Genomic DNA, 21382 nt, shown 5'->3' with positions numbered 1-21382 from the left:
TATTTTGTTTAATTCTACGTACATTTGCATTTCATTTAAAAAACATAGACTGAAAGTATGTTGACGCTTAAAGTAATTACGGAAAATCCGGATGAAGTAATCCGCAGATTGGCCAAAAAGCATTTTGATGCGAAAGAGATTATCGGTAAGATTATCGAGTTAGATAAGACAAGACGTAATAGCCAGACCGCTCTGGATGCTAATCTGGCAGAACTGAACCGTATATCGAAGTCGATCGGTCAGTTAATGAAGGAAGGAAAGAAAGAAGAGGCTGAAGCTGCACGTGCAAAAGTTGCCGAGATGAAAGAAGGCAATAAAGATTTGCAGGAAGCTATGGACAATGCCCAGGAAGAGATAACAAATCTGCTATATACGGTTCCTAATATGCCTCACGAAAGTGTGCCTGAAGGAAATGGCGCAGATGATAATGTCGTAGAGAAAATGGGAGGTATGGAAACAGAGCTTCCTAAGGATGCGCTTCCCCATTGGGAATTGGCAAAGAAATATGATTTGATTGATTTTGATTTGGGGGTTAAGATAACCGGTGCCGGCTTTCCTGTTTATAAAGGCCAGGGAGCCAGATTGCAACGTGCTTTAATTAACTTTTTCCTGGATGAAGCCCGTAATTCCGGTTATATGGAAATTATGCCTCCTACGGTAGTGAATGCTGCTTCCGGCTACGGAACAGGGCAGTTGCCTGATAAAGAAGGGCAGATGTATCATTGTGGGTTGGATGATTTGTATTTGATCCCAACGGCGGAGGTTCCGGTGACAAACATCTATCGCGATGTTATTTTAGATGAAAATTCATTGCCGATAAAGAATTGCGCTTATACTCAATGCTTCCGTCGCGAAGCAGGTTCTTATGGTAAGGATGTTCGCGGATTGAACCGTTTGCATGAATTTTCAAAGATAGAAATTGTACGGATCGATACACCGGAACATTCCTATGAATCTTTGAAAGAAATGTTGGCTCACGTAGAAGGTTTGGTTCAAAAGTTGGAATTGCCTTATCGTATTCTTCGTCTTTGCGGAGGGGATATGAGTTTTACTTCTGCTTTGTGTTTTGACTTTGAAGTCTATTCGGAAGCTCAAAAACGTTGGTTGGAGGTTAGTTCGGTTTCAAACTTTGAGAGCTATCAGGCAAATCGCCTGAAATGTCGTTATCGTGACGCAAATAAGAAAACCCAACTTTGCCACACATTAAATGGTAGTGCATTAGCTTTGCCCCGTATTGTGGCTGCTTTATTGGAGAATAATCAGACTCCGGAAGGCATTCGTATTCCAAAGGCTTTGATTCCTTATACAGGCTTTGATATGATTAAATAATAAGAATGACATATTGTAAGGATTTTGATCCTGTTATTTTATGAAAAGATCCCGATGCTTTTAGTAGTGTCGGGATCTTTTTGGGTTATGTTACCGGGTGAACATTTAATATTTACGGTTTGTTCGTATTCACATAATACTAATATAAAACAAAAGGCTATGCTTTTACTTACGATTGTTTCTGTTTTGTTTTTAATTTTTGCTTTTATTTCTGCTGCAATTATCATACAGAGCTTAAGGCTGCACTCCCAATCGATGAAGGTTATGAATGTCGTATGGCCTTTGACTGCCTTGTGGAGTGGTTTGCTTGGTCTATGGGCTTATTTTTCTTTTGGAAAATCTGCCGGATCGTCTATGGATATGAGTATGGACAAGGATATGGATATGTCTGGCATGAATATGAGAATGGATGATAAACCTTTTTGGCAAAAGATAGCATTATCGACTTTTCACTGTGGTGCCGGATGTACGTTGGCTGATATAATAGGTGAGTCCGTCGGTTCAAAGCTTTTGTTTTCTCTAGGTTTATATAATATTGTATGGCAGTGGACGCTGGATTATATTTTGGCATTGATTATCGGAGCTTGGTTTCAGTATGCAGCTATTCGTCCGATGATGAAAAGTGCAACAAGAAGCTCTGTCTTTTTAAGGGCTTTGAAAGTGGATTTCCTTTCTCTGACCAGTTGGCAAGCCGGAATGTATATATTGTCTTATCTGCTGATTATTGTAGCAATGCCTTATTCGTTACCGCATGATACTTTTTTATTTTGGTTTATTATGCAATTGGCAATGTGTGCCGGTTTTTTGTGTTCTTATCCCATGAATTGGTTTTTAGTAAAGAATGGTATCAAGCCGGCGATGTGAGTTTAATAAAAATTCTAATGGATCAGCGCTTATTCTAGTATAAACAGCGGAATGTTCTGTGGGTGATAGAATGTTCTATTTTTCTAATTGAGAGCTGAAAATAAATAGATAGTTTTACTTGTCATCATAATATTGGATTGCAAATTACAGAAGTCAAGTTATCTTACGGGGATGAAGACTTTAGTCCCTTTTCGACTACATAGTACTTAGTGGTTATTCTTTGAAAACAAAAATGGCAGAGATGTGAATCAATTTCCGATATCTGAAAAATCCGTTCAATCAATATTTGGTATAATCGGTTAGTTTTAGCTATCTTTGACATACTGAATACAACATGTGGCAAATTCATTCCCACCACTGTTGCGTTGTGATTTGCTTTCAAACTATTATCTTTGACATACTGAATACAATAAACGAGGATTTCTAAAAAAATATAGACATGTTGTGATTTGCTTTCAAACTATTATCTTTGACATACTGAATACAATGGCTGTGTCGATAAATCTTTATTGATGGAGTTGTGATTTGCTTTCAAACTATTATCTTTGACATACTGAATACAATTCTGTATTAAATTCATCAGCCAGCCTGTTAGTTGTGATTTGCTTTCAAACTATTATCTTTGACATACTGAATACAATCTATATTGATAATGGGACATCTCCCATGCCGTTGTGATTTGCTTTCAAACTATTATCTTTGACATACTGAATACAATAGACTGTCTGCAATTAGTTGGAATTCAGTGCTTAATGCGTGTGATTGGGAAAATAAAAAATGATTGTAATTCAGTAAGAAATCCTACTTAAAAAGCAGGATTTCTTATTTTAAAAAAGTTCTAATTGTTGGCCTGGGGTATTAACAGGCTGCTCTTTTTTACCAAAGAAAAGCTCAATGTTGCCAAATTGTTTATCTGTTATGCATAGAATACCTACTTGGCCATTGGGTGGAAGAAAGGATTTAACTCTTTTTATGTGTACATCTGCATTTTCAACGCTTGCGCAATGGCGTATATAGATAGAAAATTGAAACATAGTAAAACCATCTTTTTGCAAATTCTTTCGAAAGTCAGCATGAGCTTTCTTTTCTTTTTTTGTGTCTGTCGGGAGATCAAAAAATACAAGAACCCACATAATACGATATTCACTAAATCTATTCATATTTCCGGATATGCTATGTGGCGAAGTTCACCACTAAAACATTTGTATAATGAAGCTGTCGTTTGGCTTACAGCGACCATGAGAGGACTACGTTTTCCGTTAACAGAAACTTCTAAAGTTGGGACTGTTAATAGTTTTGCCTTTATTTCTTTTGGCAGATTTGTAATGTCGTTATTATTGCTTATAATATTGACTATTAGTTCATCAACATATGGGCGATAAGGCTCCATGATATCATCTGCCAAGCAATAGGCATTATAACGATTATGATGATGGATGCCTAAAGTCGGCAGTAAGCCGCTTGACACTAATCCTCTGGCAACCACAGCACGCAAGATGGCATATCCATAATTTAATAAATTATTGGGTGGAATCCCTTCTCTGTCTCTGGTAAAATCTTTAATATCCGGAAATAGATTTTTCCAGTAGTAGGCTGCTGCACGAGCTTCTAAATTATCCGGATCTCCACTTCGGACATTATTAGCCCACACACGCATATTTTTAATTTCACAATTTCTGCTTTTAAACAAAACTGTCGCTTGATTGTCGATCTTCATCTTGATTGTTTGTTGCCAAAGTTGTTTTTTTAATGGTAAAGACGCGTCCAACTGATCCCGGAAACGCTCGTTTTGAGTCGTATTTCCGCATAAAGGTAGCATAAGTCCAACGGGCATACTTTTACAGTCGCATGTAATAATAGCACAGTTGTTTTCAAGAAGAGCTTCCAAAACTCCGGAAGTTATAGTGACTTGTTTGTTATCTAAAACGACAACCCCAATATCTTCTACTGGCTTACTTATGACCGCGTCTCTTTTGAAACTATCCGGTAAAGTATTATTTTTTTCTACTTCAGGGAGCTTGATAACTAATTGATTATTTTTCAATGATAGATATGCCGGATTTCCAAAGTATAATGTGCTTTTTATCATGGTTGTTTCGTTTTAATATTCTCCAACGGAAATAATTTGACCGATATGATTTATTCTTACTTTAATTAGTTTATCTATATCAGTTAAGGATTGAAATCTGACCCAAGTGATGTTTTGTAGTTCTTTTACGTCATTAACTGTTGTTTCCAAATGATGCCTGAATACATAATCTTTTGTTGTAATTTTTTGCACCCTAAATAAATTCGGACTAATTCGTGTATAATTATCGGGGTCCATTAAGTCTATTTCACTTGGATCGAAACCTGCCTCTTTATTTGAGAAAACAAAGTATTCATTTTGTTTCATGGAAAATAAAAATATCCATCCTTCTGATTTTTTATATTCTTTATCCACAATTGGTAATCCCAGAGACGCACGAGTTGTAGCTTCAAAGAAAGAAATGACATTTTCCTGCAAATGGTTGTTCGCATCTCTATAAATAGCTACATGATGATTATTATTAGTACTTACAAAGTCAACCGGTTGTTTCTTGCCTTTTCCATCAAGAATAGGATGCCCGTTATGATCTCGTTTGTCATGCAGAGCGACTGCATTGCTGACACCGCTTATTGTTACTCGTTTAATAGCAATATTTTTTTCTTTATTTAGCCAAATGGGATTTTCTTCCAAATTAGAAAATGCTTGCTTAGTATTTCCTTTATATTCATATAATCGTGCTTCTAAAATCCGACGAATTTGGGCATCAATAACTTTCTCTATTTTCAAATCAGGAGAGACTTCTTTACGAATCGTATAAATGGTTTCCAATGAAACTGTTTTTACTATTGATGGAACTTGTTTAGTTTGAAGTTTATTCAAGTAGATTGGATTTTTATCCAAACTGTTTTTTCTCGTAAATGCCTTTTGGGGGTTGTTATCAAATATAGTTAAACGATGCAATAAAGCTTCGCGGTATTCTTTATTGGCTACTTGCAAGATTTTTTCAGAGTTAAAATTTGAACCTACTTTTTCCATATTAATGACGTATTGCTTAATGCTTCCATATATGGTTTCATTATGCAACTGACCACGTGGGGTAAGTTGTACTTTTGTATTTAGACCATTTTTTTTCTTTGTTTTATTGGTGTTTTGTGTAACAACTTTGTTTTTCGCTTTGATTGAGACTAAAATACTTTCTAACTGTCGTTTGGCTTCTGCTCTAAATGTATTTAATGGCATTGGAGGAATGAATCTTGACTTATTGTGTTCATCTCTATATAATTCTTTTTGTTCAATGCCATAAATGCTTCCAGACTTATCGCTTTTTGCATTCATATTATTTAGATATTGAATGATACTTTGTTTCGTAAAAGCGATTGTCAAGGCGTCCATGGCATGATGCCGATGGTCATTGCGTTTTGTCCAATCTTTGATTCGGCGTATTTTCCGGCCATCTTTATCTTCATAAATTTCAGTGAGCCCAAGCTTATTATATTTCTCCCAATTTAACTCCTGCATGATATTCACCAACTGCCAATCTTCACGTAACCTGTCTGTAATAGAGCCAATAGTGGGTACGACAAACTTTACTAAATCTTCCAGTATTTCACGTGCTTTCTTTGCGATATATTGTGAATCCCGTAAATCTCTTTCTATAAATCCACTTGGAATATTAGCTTCTTCCATGAGCAGTTTGTCGTGTTTGGCCTTACTGATAGAATTATTTTTGAAGAGTCTATGAATCCTTTCTTCATAATCAGATAACTCTTGTTCACTATATTTATTTTTCACAAAATCGTAAGCGGTGGTATTGCTTTTTGCAATATTTACATTGCGGCTTTCAAGCGTTTTATTGGAAAATGAATCGTCAAATAATTTGGCTTGTGGAATGATATGTTCAATATCGAACTTTTTGCTAAAAAGTTCTTCTCTGGGAATATAAGTGTTTGAATATAATGTTTTATAGCCATTTTCTTTTAATTCCAAATATAACTTATAACGTATAATATCATTACGGCTTACATTTGTAAGTCCAAATTCTTTTTGCAGGATTGTTTTATATTCTTCTTTTTCACTTGTAGCTTTTCTAATGCTATTTGTCATTTTTTCCCGCTCTTTAGCGTTCTTTTTTAATTCTCTTGCTAATTCGATGCGAATTTCATCCGGTTTTCCATAAGTCTCCACAATAGAGTTGACGACATTAATCATTTGATTGAGTATCTTTTCTACAACAGGATTTCTCAAGCTATTACGAGGTAGGAGGGATAGTCTATCTTTGTAAACTTTCTTGTTCAGTTCTTCTTTAGTCAATGCTCTTTTAGAGTATTGGTATTTAGCATATTCACAAGCTAAACTATATTCATGTCCAGCTTTCATGAACGACAATATTTTGCGTATAGCTTTAGTGCTTAAACTTCCGTAATCAGGTTGGAAGGTAATATTTGCAAGTAAAATGGCATATTCTTTCTCGAATCCATATAGTTCAATTAATTTATTCACTAATTTTTCATTTCCGGTTTTGGAGTCATCTCCTTCAAAAGAATAAAGCAAATGCCATAACCTGTACATGGGTTGTTCTTCAAATTTTTTGCCCTCTAATGAGGAGTCAAAGGATAGAATACCAGTATTGTATCCTAAACCATTAAATATGGATTTTATAACATCTACAACCTCTGGCATAGACATTTGGGATAAATTTGATCTGTCATGTCCGCTAGCTTCGATAATACTCAAATAAATATTGAGTAGTGCGGCTTGTGTCCGATTACCTTCTATTTCTTTAAAATTTAAATCGATACCTATCGGTTTTACATATAATAATTGTAAAATTTCGGCTTTAGATAGTTTTTCTTTCCAGTTCAATTCAGCAAAAAGCCGTTCTTTCTCTTCTTGCTCCAGGAAACGTTTGTGGTTTCTTCCTTCTGTTACTATTATATTGTTAAGTATCTGCCAGATTTTAAATTCCTGAAATAAAGGAGAGGATTTAGGACATACTCGAAGGCCAACTGTTTTCAAATTTTTTTTACCGTCGCAGGTTATTTCTATATTTTTGCTCTCAAATTCACAAAAATCAATTAATCCCTTTTTGCTTTTCAGAGGGCGTTGATAAAAGATGATAATATCTCTTATTTCTTTTTTCAATTTTGAAGTGAGTTCCGGATGATACAAAGCTTGCGTTTCCCATAACTTTTCAAATTCATCTAAGTAGTCTTGGCGATAGAATATTTTGTTTTTAAGGCTGTAATTATGATTTTTATCCAATTCTGCCATTAAATATTGTCCTACGGTTTGTTTGTTGAAATATAATTCTTTACTTCTGTTGCAGATGTTGCCTAAATAACCACTCGAATTGTAGATTGCTCCATTTACATCACTGACTACAAATGCAATTTCTTCCAATGAGAGTTGTTTGCTTAATGCTTCTGAACGCCATAGATAAGCTTGTAATTGCTTATTTTTCTCTTTATTGTCCGCAGTATAAATTTTATATTTGCCTAAAAATATTTTAGAGGTATTCAGTTTACTTTTATCTTTAATTTGTTCTCTGAATTCGTTTGTTAAGATATCCGGATAAAATTGTTTTTGGAAATTCCATATTTTATTTAGTTCTAATTGCAAATCAGAACGGTAAAAAGCAGGGAGACGTTTCTTTCCTTGTCTTAATAAAGATAAAGAGAATTGGCCGGGAGTCTGGTCGTTTTCATATAATTGTAAGGCTATAGACATACTGTCAATTAATTCTCCTTCATCATTTGATTGAACTTTCCGACTGCTTTTATATCCTCGTTTCTTATTTATCATTAAAAGAACGCGTGAGAATTCCTCCAGTGTTATTTTTTCAGTAATTGCTTTCGAACGTAGGCGATAGGTCTGAAATGTTGTGTAATTCCCTTTTTCAGATAAGATAGTGTTATTGGTAATAAAACCATTGTTGCACAGTACTTCAATAAGATTCTGGCGACGGAGTTTGTAACGTTGCAAATTTCTTCGCATACTTTTTTTAAGGCTTCGATCTGCATTTGTAGTAATACTTTTTCCCTGTTCAAATTTTTTTTGTTCATCAACAGTTAAAGGGTTAACGCGTACTCCTAATTTTACAATAGAAGATATCTCTTCCTTATTTTCTGCTTCATTTATTAATGCCCACCCAATGCTATTTGTGCCTAAGTCCAGACCTAATATTTTTTTCATTTGTATTAAATTTGTGTTTTTTTCAAAAATAAGAAATATCTGTAAACATATTCTTGTTCTTATTGAAAAATGTATATCTTTGCTAATACAAAGATAATTTGAAGCAAATCACAATAAGGATCATTCCGTTGTGAAAACATTTAGGGCGGGGCAACTCGCCCTTTGTTTTTGAATTATAAAAGCCAAAAAGTTGCTTGTAAAAGCAGCCTTTTGGCTTATCAGAGTTAGTTTTGGAAATAGTTAAAAATAGGAATAATGTATTTGTGTTGGTTAGATGAATAAATTCACATTAGCCTCTTCGGCACGTTCAAGATAGGAGGCGACTCCGCCCAAAGTAACAGTGTCTAGAAGTTCTTCTTTTTTGACACCCATAACGTCCATACTCATTGTACAGGCAATCATTTCCACTCCGTTTTCTGTAGCTTGGGTAATTAAGCTTTCCAAACTGTCGATATGTTTGCGTTTCATAATAAGACGCATCATCCAACTGCCGGCTCCTGCCATATTCATTTTTGAAAGTTTTAGTTTTCCACTGTGTGAAGGCATCATCCAACCGAACATTTTTCCGAATATATCTTTTGATACGGCCGGTTTCTTTCGTTTCTTTATGACATTCAGCCCCCAAAATGTGAAAAACATAGTTACTTTTTTACCGGTAGAAGCTGCTCCGTTTGCAATAACAAACGAGGCTAGTGCTTTGTCCAGATCATCACTGAAAACAATTAATGTTTTGTTGTCTCCGTTGGTAATCATTTTGCAAGCATTTTTAGCTTCTCCTTTTTCTATGGTTGCATGAATGATGCCGGCTTTATTTTTTACTTCAACTAAACGGGCTCCAGTCATATTACACCAAGAAGAAACGTCTTTGGCAAATCCCTGATCGGTAGCTGTAATACGTAAACGTTCGCCTGTTTGCAGGTCGCTATAATGCTTTTTGAGTTGAAGGACAGGTCCCGGACATTGTAGTCCGCATGCATCTATTTCGATTAATTTGCCTGAGGTTCTTTCTGGCTCATCATCAATTATGGGTTTGTTGGGAACAGAATTATTGTGTTGGGTTATTTTCGCCGTTGCAGTGTGCCATGTTTTATATCCACCCGATAGGTTGCGGATGTTAGTATAACCATTTTGCTCTAATATACGATAAGCCAAATAGCCACGGAGACCTATAGCGCAACTTACTATTATGGGTTTATCCTTTGGTAGCTCGGAAAGACGTTCACGCAATTCATCTACCGGAATATTTATCGCTCCGGGCAAAGAACCAAGATTGTATTCATCACGGGTACGGACATCTACCAAAAGCGTATCTTTGTCTAAATTGGCGATGTCTCTCCATTGTACTACTTTGACTTTCCCTGTCAGGATATTTTCAGCGACATATCCGGCCATGTTTACCGGGTCTTTTGCAGAAGAATATGGAGGAGCATAGGCTTGTTCCAAAGAAATTAAATCGTAGATCGTTCCTTTTCGTTGTATTACCTGTGCCATCATTTCAATGCGTTTATCAACGCCGCCAAAGCCTACAACTTGAGCTCCAAATAATTGACCGCTTTCCGGTGAAAACAGTACTTTAATAGATAGAGGTACGGCTCCCGGATAATAACCTGCATGGGAAGCAGAGTGTGTATAAGAAGAACAATAAATAATCTGTTCACGTTTCAATAATTTTGCATTGGCTCCGGCAGTCGCGACTGTCAGATCAAATACCTTGGCAATGGAATTTCCAATAGTTCCCTGATAAGTTTCTTTATTACCGAAAACGATATTGTCAGCCACGATACGGCCTTGTTTATTTGCCGGACCTGCCAATGGTATTAATGCCGGTTTGCCGGTTACCAAATGTTTTACTTCTATGGCATCGCCTAAAGCATAAATATCCGGATCGGAAGTCTGCATATATTTATTGACTTCAATACCTCCCAGTTTACCAAGAGTTAAGTTGGCTTCTTTTGCCAGTTTCGTTTCGGGACGTACTCCAATGCTTAGTAGAACCATGTCCGAAACTACTTGCTTCCCGCTTTTGAGGTGCACAATTATGTTGTTCCCTTTTTCTTCAAAGCGATCAACACCATCTTCTAAGAGCAGGTTTACTTTTTTTTCTTTCAAATGCTGGTGAACAATAGCTGCCATGGAATAATCCAATGGTGCCATCACCTGGTTAGCCATTTCAATAATTGTAACATGAATGCCTAATTCGTGAAGATTTTCTGCCATTTCCAGACCAATGAAACCTCCGCCAACTACAACGGCTTGCTGGGGCTTTTCTTTATTTACATAGTTTTTTATAGTATCTGTATCGGGAATGTTTCGTAATGTAAATATTTTTTTACTTTGGATTCCTTCAATACCTGGGCGCAACGGTTCTGCTCCTGGTGAGAGAACCAGTTTATTGTATGTTTCGGTATATATTTCTCCGGTGGATAAATTTTTTACTTCAACTTGTTTTTTGTCGGGATAGATAGCTGTTACTTCTTGTTCTGTACGAATATCGATACGAAACCTGTCGGTAAAACCTTTTACCGTTTGTACGAAAAGTTTGTTTCTGTCATTAATAGTGTCTCCTATATAATAAGGAAGTCCACAGTTGGCATACGAAACATACTTACCGCGTTCAAACAAGATAATATCAGCTTTCTCGTCCATTCTACGCAAACGGGCTGCTACGGTTGCTCCACCGGCTACGCCTCCAATAATCAAATACTTCATAATTTATTTATTTTGTTTATACTATACATAGTTGTTAGTGGAAAATAATTGGATAAAAAAAGGGATTATTCCTTTTGTATGCAATTTTGTAATTGGTCGAAAAGAAAATCAAAGTTTAATTCCTTTTCCATCATTTGTTGTATTTTCTCTTTTCCTTTTGATGTAAGAGAGAAAAACATTTGCCGTTTATCGTTTTTGTTGATATTCCTGCGAATAAATCCTTTGTTTTCCACTGCTGTAATTACTTTGGAAACTCTGGAGTTGGAAAGTCCGATAAATTCACAAATCGTTCCGGCAGACTTTGATTCTCCCTCTTTCAAACAACAAAGTAGCATTGCTTCGTTGATTGTTATATCGTTGTTTTCTGTGAATGTCTTTTCAAATGCATACAGCGTTTTATATATGTCTTTTATAATGCAAATAGGCTCCATTTTTTTATAAATTGAATTATAGCTGCAAATATATAAATAATTTCTTGTAAAAATATTGTTTAGTGGAAAATATTTTATTTGCCTTATTTACAAATAAAAGGAACCCGCCTGAAAAGTAATATGCAAATATTACTTTTCAGGCGGGTTCCTTTTATTGTTGTGAGATATTTACTAGTCTCTGTTAGAAAAATATTTCATAAATTGTGAACGTTCATATACTGCAGGATTGGAGATGTTTGCATAATTTAGCTTTCCGCAAAATTGAGAAATCGAATGGTAATGTGTCTGATGCATCCATTCTTCTATGCAGGTAAGTACTTGCGAAATAATTTCCGATCCATGTGTGTAAACTGCACTGCACATTTGTACTGCAGATGCTCCAGCCAAAAGACATTTGATAACGTCTTCCCAATCATGAATTCCTGTTGATGACGCAATGCTGATTCCCGGAATTTTCCCGGAAATAATAGCTGTCCATCGAATTGTATCGCTCAGATCTGAGTGGCTACTAAATACGTTACCCGAAACTAACTGCATGTTATTAATATCAATATCCGGTTGATAGAACCGGTTGAATAAGACAACTCCATCGGCTCCATTTACCTTTAACGTATTAACTAGATCTGGAATATTACTGAAATTTTTTCCTATTTTTAAGATGACAGGAATTGATACTGTTTCTTTAACTCTGCGGATAATATTTACGTAAAGATCCCGTATTTCATTAAAGTCTTGTCCTATTTCGGTTTCAAGGAAAAATACGTTTAATTCCAGGGCATCGGCACCGGCCAGTTCTATTTGTTTGGCAAAATCAATCCATGCATCGGCTTTATAGCAATTGATACTTGCTATAATAGGTATTGTACAAAGTTCCTTTGATTTTTTGATTAGCTCAATATAATCGTTTACCTGGTTGGCTTTTACATAACCTCGAATGTAGTCTGCAGCTTCTGGGTAATCGGAATCTTGCATAAGTATTTCGCTTTGCATTTCAATCTGTTCTTCGAAAAGCGACTTCAATACAATAGCACCAGCACCGGCTTTTTCAAATTCCTTGTTGCGTTCTGCTTTATTGGTTAACCCAGAACTGCCAACAATAAGCGGATTACGAAGTGTAAGTCCCGCATATTGGGTTTTAATGTCAATCATGTCGATTTAATTTCGTTTAACTTTACAAATATAGATATTTATTTTGTCAAGCCTTTATCTCCGTTATTTAAAATGGTTAAAAGACTAATACTCACGTTCGCCGAAGATGCTGGTTCCCACACGAATAATTGTACAGCCTTCCTGGATAGCAGATGGGTAATCATGGCTCATACCCATAGATAATTCTGTAAAATATTCGTTGTTTTTGAAGTATGCCTCTTTGATTTCCAAAAACAAATTGTGTAACAAGTGGAACTCTTTACGGACTTGTTCTGTATCGTCCGTGTTTGTTGCCATTCCCATGATTCCGCATATACAAATGTTTTTCAATTCAAAAGGGGCTTTGCTTTCCAATAGTTCTTTGCATTCTTCCGGTGTATAACCATGTTTTGTTTCTTCTTCTGCAACATGTATTTCCAATAATACGCGGACGATCCGGTTTTGTTTTGCAGCCTGTTTATTTACTTCCTGTAATAGCTTTAAAGAATCTATACTGTGGATCATATAAATAAACGGAGCAATGTCTTTTACTTTATTACTTTGTAATGGTCCGATAAAATGCCATTCAATATCTCCTGGCAGTACTTTCTGTTTGGCAGTCAATTCCTGTGCTCTACTTTCTCCAAACACGCGTTGTCCGGCATTATACGCTTCCTGTATAGCTTCTGCCGGATGAAACTTTGATACTGCAACAAGCTTTATGCCTTCCGGTAATGAAGCTTTCAGTCGTACTAAATTCTGGGTGATACTCATATTTGTTACTTTTCTTCTGCCTGCTTCTTTTGTTCGGCTATCAGTTCTTCTCCCGTTTTTGGAGCAGAAGGGATGCTGTTTGCATCAAACGGGAATACGTCCATTAACTGGGTTTCAGTAACAGAGGCAATAGTATAATCGGCCATAGTTCCTTTCATTCCGTCTTCCAATACGGCAATAGCTTCTTTCAGTGTACAAGCTTGTGCAAGCATTTGTGCGGCAGTTTTCTTTTCTGCTCCGCTTTTTTCATCCAATGTGATGAAATAGACTTTTATTTTGTAAAAACGATCTCCATTTTCATTGAAGAATAGTTCGGAAAGACGAGCCCGTTTAATGTCTGTTACAGTAAATTCGCCGGTTATGAAAGGGCGTATTTCTTCAATAATGCGAGCTTCTGCTTCTGTGAAAGACAGGGCGTCTACCAAGTAAGGTTCGGTAACCTTTTTCTGCATTCCGTTTTCAAGTATCTTTTCGTAAGATACTTTGCATTCAAACCAATTATGCATATCTAATACATTTTAATTTTGTCTGTACTCTTGTTGATAATAAAAGTACAAATATAGACGCAATTGGGGAAAAATACAATAAAGTCAACTTTTATTCCATTCGAATGAAATGGAAAAAGAGATCGTTTCCGAAACTTTTTTGAATCTGCTTTTGTTATTAAGTTGTAGTGTGTTTTTCATGGTATTAGATTTTTAGATTAGTAATTAGGTTGTTCATCCGGTTCGAGAGGATAGGATGTAAGTTTCTAAATATAATAGCCGGAATTGAAAAGGTTTTTTACCTTGCAATTCCGGCTATTTTATGATTAAAATTCATCATTGGCATACAGACTCAACAGATTGTTTAACTTATAATCGTAGATTTCTGTATCATTGAAAAATCTTTTTAATTCCATAGCTGCTGTTTCCGGCGAATCGGATGCATGTACAATATTTTCTTGTACACTCATGCTATAATCTCCCCGGATAGTTCCGGGAGCTGCATTCCTTCCGTTTGTAGCACCGGCTAAAGTGCGTACAACCTGTATAGCGTCAACACCTTCCCAACAACATACAATTACAGGACATACGCTCATTGCATCTTTAATTCTCTGAAAGAAAGGTTTTTCTTTCAGATGTGCATAATGTTCGCTTAAAATTTCGTCAGTCAACCAGGTCATTTTCATACCTGCCAGACGAAGCCCCTTTTTCTCAAAACGAGAAACAATTTCACCGATCAAACCGCGCTGAACAGTGCATGGTTTTAAAATTACGAGTGTTTTTTCCATTTAGAATTGTATTAAGAGATTGAACTAAAGTCTACAAATCAAAATAGATGTAAATAATACTACCTCTGTCTATAGTAAAAAACAGAGGAAAAAGTATCTTTTTAGATATTTCGAACATATTTTCTCTATATAATTCTGCAAGTTAATACGAATAAACAAATAAATGCAGAAAAGGATGGAGGAACTTGCTTAATTTAACACAAGTTAAAAAATTGCTAAGTTGTTAAAAGTTCTAATTTCCATTCTGGTTTTATTTCTGAGGCGATTCCAGATGATTTTTCATAAAATCACGTAGAGTCTGTCTGTTGACACCCAGTTTTTTACTGATATATAACTTCGTTTTTTTCTCCTTTAAAAATTTCAGGATTATTTCTTCTTTACCTGCTAGTTTACATTGATCCAGACTGAAACCTTTCGGGCGCCCCAATTTAGTACCTTCTGTCTTCTTTCTGGCCAAAGCTTCGCGGGTTCGTTGAGATATGAGGTTGCGTTCAATTTCGGCACTTAAACTAAATGCAAATGCTAAAATTTTACTGTTAATATTATTACCGAGTTCGTATCCCTCTTTTACTGTAAAAACAATAATATCCCTTTCCATACATTGATGCAAAAAACTCATAACTTGCATCAGATTACGCCCAAGGCGGGAAAGCTCAGTTGTAATAAGAATATCGCCTTTGCGTATTTGCTTCAGCAATTTGCCCAATTGACGTTCGGATATACCTTTCGTCCCACTGATTGTTTCATCTACCCAGCTATCAATATGCATATTTCTAGCTTTGATGAATTTTTCAATTTCAAATCTTTGATTGTCAGTGCTTTGTTTGTCTGTACTGACTCTTACATAACCGTATACCATACTATTATATATTAAGTAAATACAAAGTAAGATACGTTTTATGTATTAATCCAAAGAGTCGATTAGTAAAAACAAACTTTTTTTATCGGACTCTAAATTTTTGCAGGGTATTTAATGCCTTTCTTAAAATGATAATTTAAATGAATACGTATGGAGAATGAAAAAATTAAATAAAACTTGTACCTTTACAGGTCTAATTTATAGACCATTTACTTAGTGTAGTGAGTTCTTTTAGTATAAAAACGTCATGAAAAAATTATTATCCTTGCCTCCTAATTTGGTGGATTGCTTTCATAAAATAGAAAAAGTTAATGCGAATGAATGGTTTTGTACTTCCGATCCTGTCGGTGCACGTTTAGGTTCAGGGGGAGGAACAACTTGGTTATTAGAGTCGTGCCATAAAAGCGAAGCGAAGGAGATGCCTTTTTCCGAATGGTTATCTGCAGATAAAAGAATATTACTTCATGCCGGAGGACAAAGCCGGCGTTTGCCCGGTTATGCTCCGTCGGGAAAAGTGTTAACTCCGATTCCTGTTTTTCGTTGGGCACGGGGGCAAAAATTATCTCAAAATTTGCTGTCGTTGCAATTGCCTTTATATGAGAAAATCATGCAAAAGGCTCCGGAGTCTTTGCATACATTAATTGCAAGCGGTGATGTTTATATCCGGAATAGTCAGCCTTTACAGGAAATACCTGAAGCAGACGTAGTTTGTTACGGATTATGGGTTGAACCTGCATTAGCGACAAACCATGGTGTTTTTGTGTCCAGCCGGAAATCTCCGGATGAACTGGGCTTTATGTTGCAAAAACCTTCTTTGGAAGAATTAGGAGAGTTGGCTGCAACGCATCTGTTTTTGATGGATATTGGTATTTGGCTGTTGAGCGACCGTGCTGTTGAATTGCTGATGGAACGTTCTTATGAGCAGAGTGACGGCATGATGAAAACCTATGATCTTTATTCTGAATTTGGTTTAGCTCTTGGTGAGAATCCTAAAATAAAAGATTCTGAACTAAATAAATTGACAGTTGCCATATTACCTTTACCCGGAGGTGAGTTTTATCATTATGGAACCAGCCGTGAATTGATTTCTTCTACTTTGGCTGTGCAGAACTTGGTACGTGACCAACGGGCTATTATGCAACGTAAAGTGAAACCGCATCCGGCTATGTTTGTTCAGAATGCAGAAATTCATCAGAAATTGACGGTTGGTAATTCTGAATTATGGGTGGAAAATAGTTGTATAGGTCAATATTGGACGTTAAATAGTAAACACATAATTACGGGTGTGCCTGTTAACAATTGGGCATTAAATCTGCCGGAGAGTGCATGTGTGGATGTGGTTCCTGTAAATGATAAAGATTTTGTTGCCCGTCCTTATGGCTTTAATGATGCGTTCAAAGGCGGTTTACTAGATAGTACTACTTCGTTTATGGGGCAATCTGTCATTGAATGGGCTTTGAAACGTGCAATACAATTGCCTGTTTGTAATGATATCCAGAATGCCCGTATATTCCCTATATGTAAATCGGTCGATGATTTAGGTATTCTTTTGCGATGGATGATATCTGAACCTGAATTGGCAGAGGGAAAAGAACTTTGGAAGTCTGCACTAAAAATGTCGGCCAATGAGTTATCCGATAAAGCAAATTTGCTTCGTTTGGTAGAGCAACGCGAATTTTTCAGAAAAAAAGATTGGCCAATGCTTGCGGCCAATCATGAGAAAAGTGTTTTTTATCAATTAGATCTGGCAGATGCCGCAGCGGAGTTCGTAAATAACAATATAGATCTTCCGGAACAACTTCCGGAAGATGCTTCATTGATGAAAAGAATACACGATCGGATGTTTAGAGCGCGTGTATTACAATTGCAGGGAAAAGACTTTGCAAGCGAACAACAATATGCTTTTTCTTTATTACGTGATGGTTTGATTGGATCTATTGCGGATGATAAACAGTATCCTCATCTTAATGTATATCGCGATCAGATTGTTTGGGGTAGAAGCCCTGTGCGAATAGACTTGGCCGGAGGTTGGACAGATACGCCTCCTTTTTGTATGTACTCGGGTGGTAACGTGGTAAATGTGGCGATCGAATTAAATGGCCAACCTCCTTTACAGGTTTATGTAAAACCATCGAATGAATATAAAATTATTTTACGGTCGATAGACCTGGGGGCAATGGAATGTATAACTTCCTGGGATGAACTCAGAAACTATAATAAGGTAGGTTCTCCATTTTCCATACCTAAAGCAGCTTTGGCTTTGGCTGGATTCGTACCTGAATTTGCCTTGGAAAATTATTCTTCGCTAGAAGAACAATTGAAAAACTTTGGTTGTGGCTTGGAAGTTACATTATTGGCGGCTATTCCTGCCGGTTCGGGTTTAGGAACCAGTTCTATTCTTGCAGCTACGGTATTGGGAGCAATATCCGATTTTTGTGGCTTGGCCTGGGATAAAAATGAAATAGGCAACCGTACTCTTATTCTGGAACAATTATTGACTACCGGCGGCGGATGGCAAGATCAGTATGGAGGCATACTTCATGGTCTGAAATTACTCCAGACCGGCGAAGGATTTAGTCAGGCTCCTCTGGTTAGGTGGTTGCCGGAATATTTGTTTACCGATCCTGAATATCAAGCCTGCCATTTGTTGTATTATACAGGTATAACTCGTACGGCGAAGGATATATTAGCCGAAATTGTAAGGGGAATGTTCCTGAATAGCAATTCACATCTGACTTTGCTTTCGGAGATGAAGGAACATGCTCTTGATATGTATGAGGCAATACAGTGTGGCGATTTTGAAACTTATGGAACATTAGTGGGTAAAACCTGGGAACAAAATAAAGCATTAGATTCAGGAACTAATCCTCAGGTTGTGGAGCAGATTATTAACCGGATTAAAGACTTTACGTGGGGATATAAGTTGCCGGGTGCAGGGGGAGGAGGCTATTTATATATGGTAGCAAAGAGCCCGGAAGCTGCTCTTCAGATTCGTAAAATATTAACAGCTTCCCCTCAGAATCCGAATGCCCGGTTTGTGGAAATGAATTTATCGGATAAAGGATTGCAAATAAGCCGTTCTTAAGGTTTTAGACTTGTTTGTAGCTAATTGGAATATTATCTACGTAATTTGGAACATTTTGGATCCCGAAAGGTGTTATACTTTTGCGGAGTTTTTAATGTGGTATATTGGTTGTGATGGTGAAAAGGTTTATTTGTTGGATATTTTTTATGCTGATTGCCTGGACGGCTAATGGGCAAAACACTGTAATAAGAGGAGTTGTTACCGATTCTATTACGGGGGAGGCTTTACCGTATGTTTCGGTATTGCTTGAAGGTACTACTATTGGGACAACGACAAATCTGGATGGACAGTTTTCATTTTCTACGTCATCCAAAACCCGGAATCTTCAGGTTTCGTATTTGGGTTATGCGGAAAAGACATTAAAAGTAATTCCGGGAAAAACAAATACGTTTAAAGTACAATTAGTTCCTGTTTCTATTGCGCTTTCCGAGGTTATAATAAAGCCTAAGAAAGAAAAGTATAGCAAGAAAGAAAACCCTGCTGTTACTTTCGTCAAAAATGCGATAGAAAGGCGCGAAAGCAATGATCCCCGTAATCATGATTATTTCCAGTATGACCAATACGAAAAAATGGTATTTGCCATGAACGACTTCCAGCCCAAACCCAAAAGGCAGGATGGCAAAGTCCGTAAATTTGATTTCCTGGTAGATTATATCGATACATTAGATATCGGAACGACAATTTTGCCGGTTTCGGAAAAAGAAAAAGTGTCAACGGTTTATTTCAGGAAAGATCCGAAAAGTGAGAAGCGGTTGATTAAAGGTTCAAAATCTGCGGGTGTTGATGAAATATTTTCGCGTGACGGTATTCAACAGTTTTTGGATGAGGTTTTTCGTGAAGTAAATATTTTTCAGAATGATATCCCTTTATTTTTGAATCGTTTTGTAAGCCCGTTGTCTACAATGGGGCCTAATTTTTATAAGTATTATTTGCTCGATACGTTGGAAATAGACAATCGTAGATGTGTTGATCTGGGTTTTGTCCCTTTTACTTCGGAAACATTCGGTTTTACGGGACATTTGTATATTACTCTTGATTCCACCTATTTTGTCAAGAGGGTTAAGCTGAATGTACCGAAAGATATAAATCTGAACTTTGTCGGTGGTATGACTATAGAACAAACTTTTGATAGGGCGGAGGATGGTACCCGCATTATCACGAAAGATGATATAAATGTAGATTTCAAATTGTCCCAAAAGTCAAAAGGTATGTATGCCCGCAGGCTCAATATATATTCTAATCAGTCTTTTGCCCCTCCGGAAGATCAATCTGTTTTTCAACAAAGTGCTCCAGTTATTACAGTGAAAGAAGCATTCAGCCAACCAGAGGATTTTTGGGATAATAACAGGCCGTTGGAGGCTGGCCGTCGTAAACAAAATACGGTGGAAGCTTTAATGGCTAAATTACGTTCCGTCCCTATTTTCTATATAACGGAGAAGGTTGTTTCCATATTGGTATCGGGGTATATTGCAACAAATAAAGATCCCCTGAAGAGCAAGTTCGAGTTCGGACCTATGAATACCACTATCAGTGGTAATGCAATTGAAGGAGCACGTTTTCGTGTGGGAGGAACAACTACTACAGCTTTTAGCAAAAGGCTTTTCCTTGATGGTTACGTGGCTTACGGAACAAAGGATGAAAAAATCAAATACGATGCCATTGCAGAATATTCTTTTATTGATAAGAAAGAATATCGAAAGGAATTTCCGGTACATTCCATACGAGCTGAATATAGTTATGATATCAATCAGTTGGGGCAGCAGTATATGTACACGAATCAGGATAATATCTTTTTGGCATGGAAGCGTCAGAAAGATACCCGCGCTACGTATTTGCGTAAGGCGGAACTGACTTATTATCGTGAACATTACAACGGTTTGGCATATGGTGCAGTGTTAAGAAACAGGAAAGAATATGCTACGGAGTATGCCGTGTTTGATCGTATTGGGGCAAATCAGGAGATTTCGCCGGTGAAGTCGTATTCTATGACAGAATTAGAGTTTAAGTTCAGATTTGCACCGAACGAAAAGTTTTATCAAACCCGGAATTATCGTTATCCTATAACGTTGGATGCTCCGGTGTTTACTGTAAATCATATAACGGCACTTAAAGGTGCTTTGGGATCTTCATATACTTATAACCGTACGGATGTGGGAATTCAAAAACGTTTCTGGTTCTCTGCATTCGGATATACGGACATTATTTGCAAGGCCGGTAAGGTCTGGAATAAGGTTCCTTATCCTTTGTTGATAATTCCGAATGCCAACCTTTCGTATACGGTACAACCCGAATCGTACACTTGTATGAATGCGATGGAGTTTTTGAATGATGAATATGCATCATGGGATGTGACTTACTTCATGAACGGGGCTCTGTTAAACCGTTTGCCTTTGATAAAAAAATTGAAGTGGCGTGAAGTATTTTCGTTTCGCGGATTATATGGTAACCTGACTGAAAAGAATAATCCGGCAAATGGAGGTGAAGGGCTTTATTTATTCCCGGCTGGTTCTTATGCGATGGGTAAGGCTCCTTATATGGAAGTAGGAGTAGGGGTGGAGAATATTTTTAAATTTTTGCGCCTGGATTATGTCTGGCGTCTGAATTATAAAGATCATCCCGGCATTCAAACACGTGGCGTCCGGTTCAGTATGCATTTAACATTCTGATGTCAATTGTGTATATCCCGATTTGCAAAAAAACGAACTCATAG

General features: G+C 36.8%; 14 protein-coding genes and 1 CRISPR repeat array. Of the genes, 4 read left to right on the top strand and 10 right to left on the bottom strand.

Going from position 1 to position 21382, the window contains the following annotated elements; genetic code table 11:
• The first annotated feature begins 57 nt into the window (after positions 1-57).
• Positions 58-1329, top strand: a complete 1272-nt coding sequence (gene serS, locus CTY47_RS02060; RefSeq protein ID WP_099463190.1) for a serine--tRNA ligase — start codon at positions 58-60, stop codon at positions 1327-1329.
• Positions 1330-1488: 159 nt separating this feature from the next.
• Positions 1489-2193: a DUF4396 domain-containing protein gene (locus tag CTY47_RS02055; RefSeq protein ID WP_099464037.1), complete on the top strand. Its 705-nt coding sequence runs from the start codon at positions 1489-1491 to the stop codon at positions 2191-2193.
• Positions 2194-2557: 364 nt separating this feature from the next.
• A CRISPR array of direct repeats spans positions 2558-2911; the repeat unit is 47 nt; unit sequence GTTGTGATTTGCTTTCAAACTATTATCTTTGACATACTGAATACAAT.
• 109 nt (positions 2912-3020) lie between these two features.
• On the opposite strand, the gene cas2 is transcribed toward CTY47_RS02055, so the two are convergent.
• The 10 genes from cas2 to CTY47_RS02005 form a co-directional block, all read right to left on the bottom strand.
• A complete protein-coding gene (gene cas2, locus CTY47_RS02050; protein ID WP_099463189.1) occupies positions 3021-3353 on the bottom strand; it encodes a CRISPR-associated endonuclease Cas2 in 333 nt (110 codons plus the stop codon).
• The gene (cas1, locus tag CTY47_RS02045) at positions 3350-4282 is read right to left on the bottom strand and encodes a type II CRISPR-associated endonuclease Cas1 (protein WP_099463188.1); all 933 of its coding nucleotides are present in this window, start codon (positions 4280-4282) and stop codon (positions 3350-3352) included. Before cas1 ends, cas2 begins: the two co-directional genes overlap by 4 nt.
• Positions 4283-4294: 12 nt before the next feature.
• On the bottom strand, positions 4295-8413 hold the full coding sequence (gene cas9 / locus CTY47_RS02040; RefSeq protein ID WP_099463187.1) for a type II CRISPR RNA-guided endonuclease Cas9: 4119 nt from the start codon (positions 8411-8413) through the stop codon (positions 4295-4297).
• A gap of 270 nt (positions 8414-8683) precedes the next feature.
• Positions 8684-11122, bottom strand: coding sequence for a CoA-disulfide reductase (locus tag CTY47_RS02035; RefSeq protein WP_099463186.1), 2439 nt, complete (start codon positions 11120-11122; stop codon positions 8684-8686).
• Between the two features lie 65 nt (positions 11123-11187).
• Entirely contained in the window at positions 11188-11553 is a 366-nt protein-coding gene (locus CTY47_RS02030; RefSeq protein ID WP_099463185.1) for a winged helix DNA-binding protein, read from the bottom strand.
• A 171-nt stretch (positions 11554-11724) separates the two neighbouring features.
• Entirely contained in the window at positions 11725-12702 is a 978-nt protein-coding gene (locus tag CTY47_RS02025; RefSeq protein ID WP_099463184.1) for a dihydroorotate dehydrogenase-like protein, read from the bottom strand.
• Positions 12703-12786: 84 nt separating this feature from the next.
• Positions 12787-13455 carry a YggS family pyridoxal phosphate-dependent enzyme gene (locus CTY47_RS02020; RefSeq protein ID WP_099463183.1) on the bottom strand — a complete coding sequence of 223 codons (669 nt, stop codon included), beginning with the start codon at positions 13453-13455 and terminating at the stop codon, positions 12787-12789.
• A gap of 5 nt (positions 13456-13460) precedes the next feature.
• Positions 13461-13961, bottom strand: coding sequence for a DUF4494 domain-containing protein (locus CTY47_RS02015; protein ID WP_099463182.1), 501 nt, complete (start codon positions 13959-13961; stop codon positions 13461-13463).
• Between the two features lie 305 nt (positions 13962-14266).
• Positions 14267-14728: a nucleoside-diphosphate kinase gene (gene ndk, locus CTY47_RS02010; RefSeq protein WP_099463181.1), complete on the bottom strand. Its 462-nt coding sequence runs from the start codon at positions 14726-14728 to the stop codon at positions 14267-14269.
• Positions 14729-14978: 250 nt separating this feature from the next.
• On the bottom strand, positions 14979-15587 hold the full coding sequence (locus CTY47_RS02005; protein ID WP_099463180.1) for a master DNA invertase Mpi family serine-type recombinase: 609 nt from the start codon (positions 15585-15587) through the stop codon (positions 14979-14981).
• Positions 15588-15834: 247 nt separating this feature from the next.
• Between CTY47_RS02005 and CTY47_RS02000 the strand changes: the two genes are divergently transcribed.
• Both CTY47_RS02000 and CTY47_RS01995 read left to right on the top strand, forming a co-directional pair.
• Positions 15835-18672 carry a bifunctional fucokinase/fucose-1-phosphate guanylyltransferase gene (locus tag CTY47_RS02000; protein WP_099463179.1) on the top strand — a complete coding sequence of 946 codons (2838 nt, stop codon included), beginning with the start codon at positions 15835-15837 and terminating at the stop codon, positions 18670-18672.
• 113 nt (positions 18673-18785) lie between these two features.
• Positions 18786-21338: a DUF5686 and carboxypeptidase-like regulatory domain-containing protein gene (locus CTY47_RS01995; RefSeq protein ID WP_099463178.1), complete on the top strand. Its 2553-nt coding sequence runs from the start codon at positions 18786-18788 to the stop codon at positions 21336-21338.
• Positions 21339-21382: the final 44 nt, after the last annotated feature.

Origin of the sequence: Parabacteroides provencensis (assembly GCF_900232875.1) — a bacterium.
Taxonomy (GTDB): Bacteria; Bacteroidota; Bacteroidia; order Bacteroidales; family Tannerellaceae; genus Parabacteroides; species Parabacteroides chinchillae.
This window is presented reverse-complemented; position numbering and strand designations above follow the sequence as displayed.

Excerpts from the sequence above, each read along its gene's own strand:
- serS (WP_099463190.1), top strand. The coding sequence starts at position 58 with ATGTTGACGCTTAAAGTAATTACGGAAAATCCGGATGAAGTAATCCGC.
- CTY47_RS02055 (WP_099464037.1), top strand. The coding sequence starts at position 1,489 with ATGCTTTTACTTACGATTGTTTCTGTTTTGTTTTTAATTTTTGCTTTT.
- cas2 (WP_099463189.1), bottom strand. The coding sequence starts at position 3,353 with ATGAATAGATTTAGTGAATATCGTATTATGTGGGTTCTTGTATTTTTT.
- cas1 (WP_099463188.1), bottom strand. The coding sequence starts at position 4,282 with ATGATAAAAAGCACATTATACTTTGGAAATCCGGCATATCTATCATTG.
- cas9 (WP_099463187.1), bottom strand. The coding sequence starts at position 8,413 with ATGAAAAAAATATTAGGTCTGGACTTAGGCACAAATAGCATTGGGTGG.
- CTY47_RS02035 (WP_099463186.1), bottom strand. The coding sequence starts at position 11,122 with ATGAAGTATTTGATTATTGGAGGCGTAGCCGGTGGAGCAACCGTAGCA.
- CTY47_RS02030 (WP_099463185.1), bottom strand. The coding sequence starts at position 11,553 with ATGGAGCCTATTTGCATTATAAAAGACATATATAAAACGCTGTATGCA.
- CTY47_RS02025 (WP_099463184.1), bottom strand. The coding sequence starts at position 12,702 with ATGATTGACATTAAAACCCAATATGCGGGACTTACACTTCGTAATCCG.
- CTY47_RS02020 (WP_099463183.1), bottom strand. The coding sequence starts at position 13,455 with ATGAGTATCACCCAGAATTTAGTACGACTGAAAGCTTCATTACCGGAA.
- CTY47_RS02015 (WP_099463182.1), bottom strand. The coding sequence starts at position 13,961 with ATGCATAATTGGTTTGAATGCAAAGTATCTTACGAAAAGATACTTGAA.
- ndk (WP_099463181.1), bottom strand. The coding sequence starts at position 14,728 with ATGGAAAAAACACTCGTAATTTTAAAACCATGCACTGTTCAGCGCGGT.
- CTY47_RS02005 (WP_099463180.1), bottom strand. The coding sequence starts at position 15,587 with ATGGTATACGGTTATGTAAGAGTCAGTACAGACAAACAAAGCACTGAC.
- CTY47_RS02000 (WP_099463179.1), top strand. The coding sequence starts at position 15,835 with ATGAAAAAATTATTATCCTTGCCTCCTAATTTGGTGGATTGCTTTCAT.
- CTY47_RS01995 (WP_099463178.1), top strand. The coding sequence starts at position 18,786 with ATGGTGAAAAGGTTTATTTGTTGGATATTTTTTATGCTGATTGCCTGG.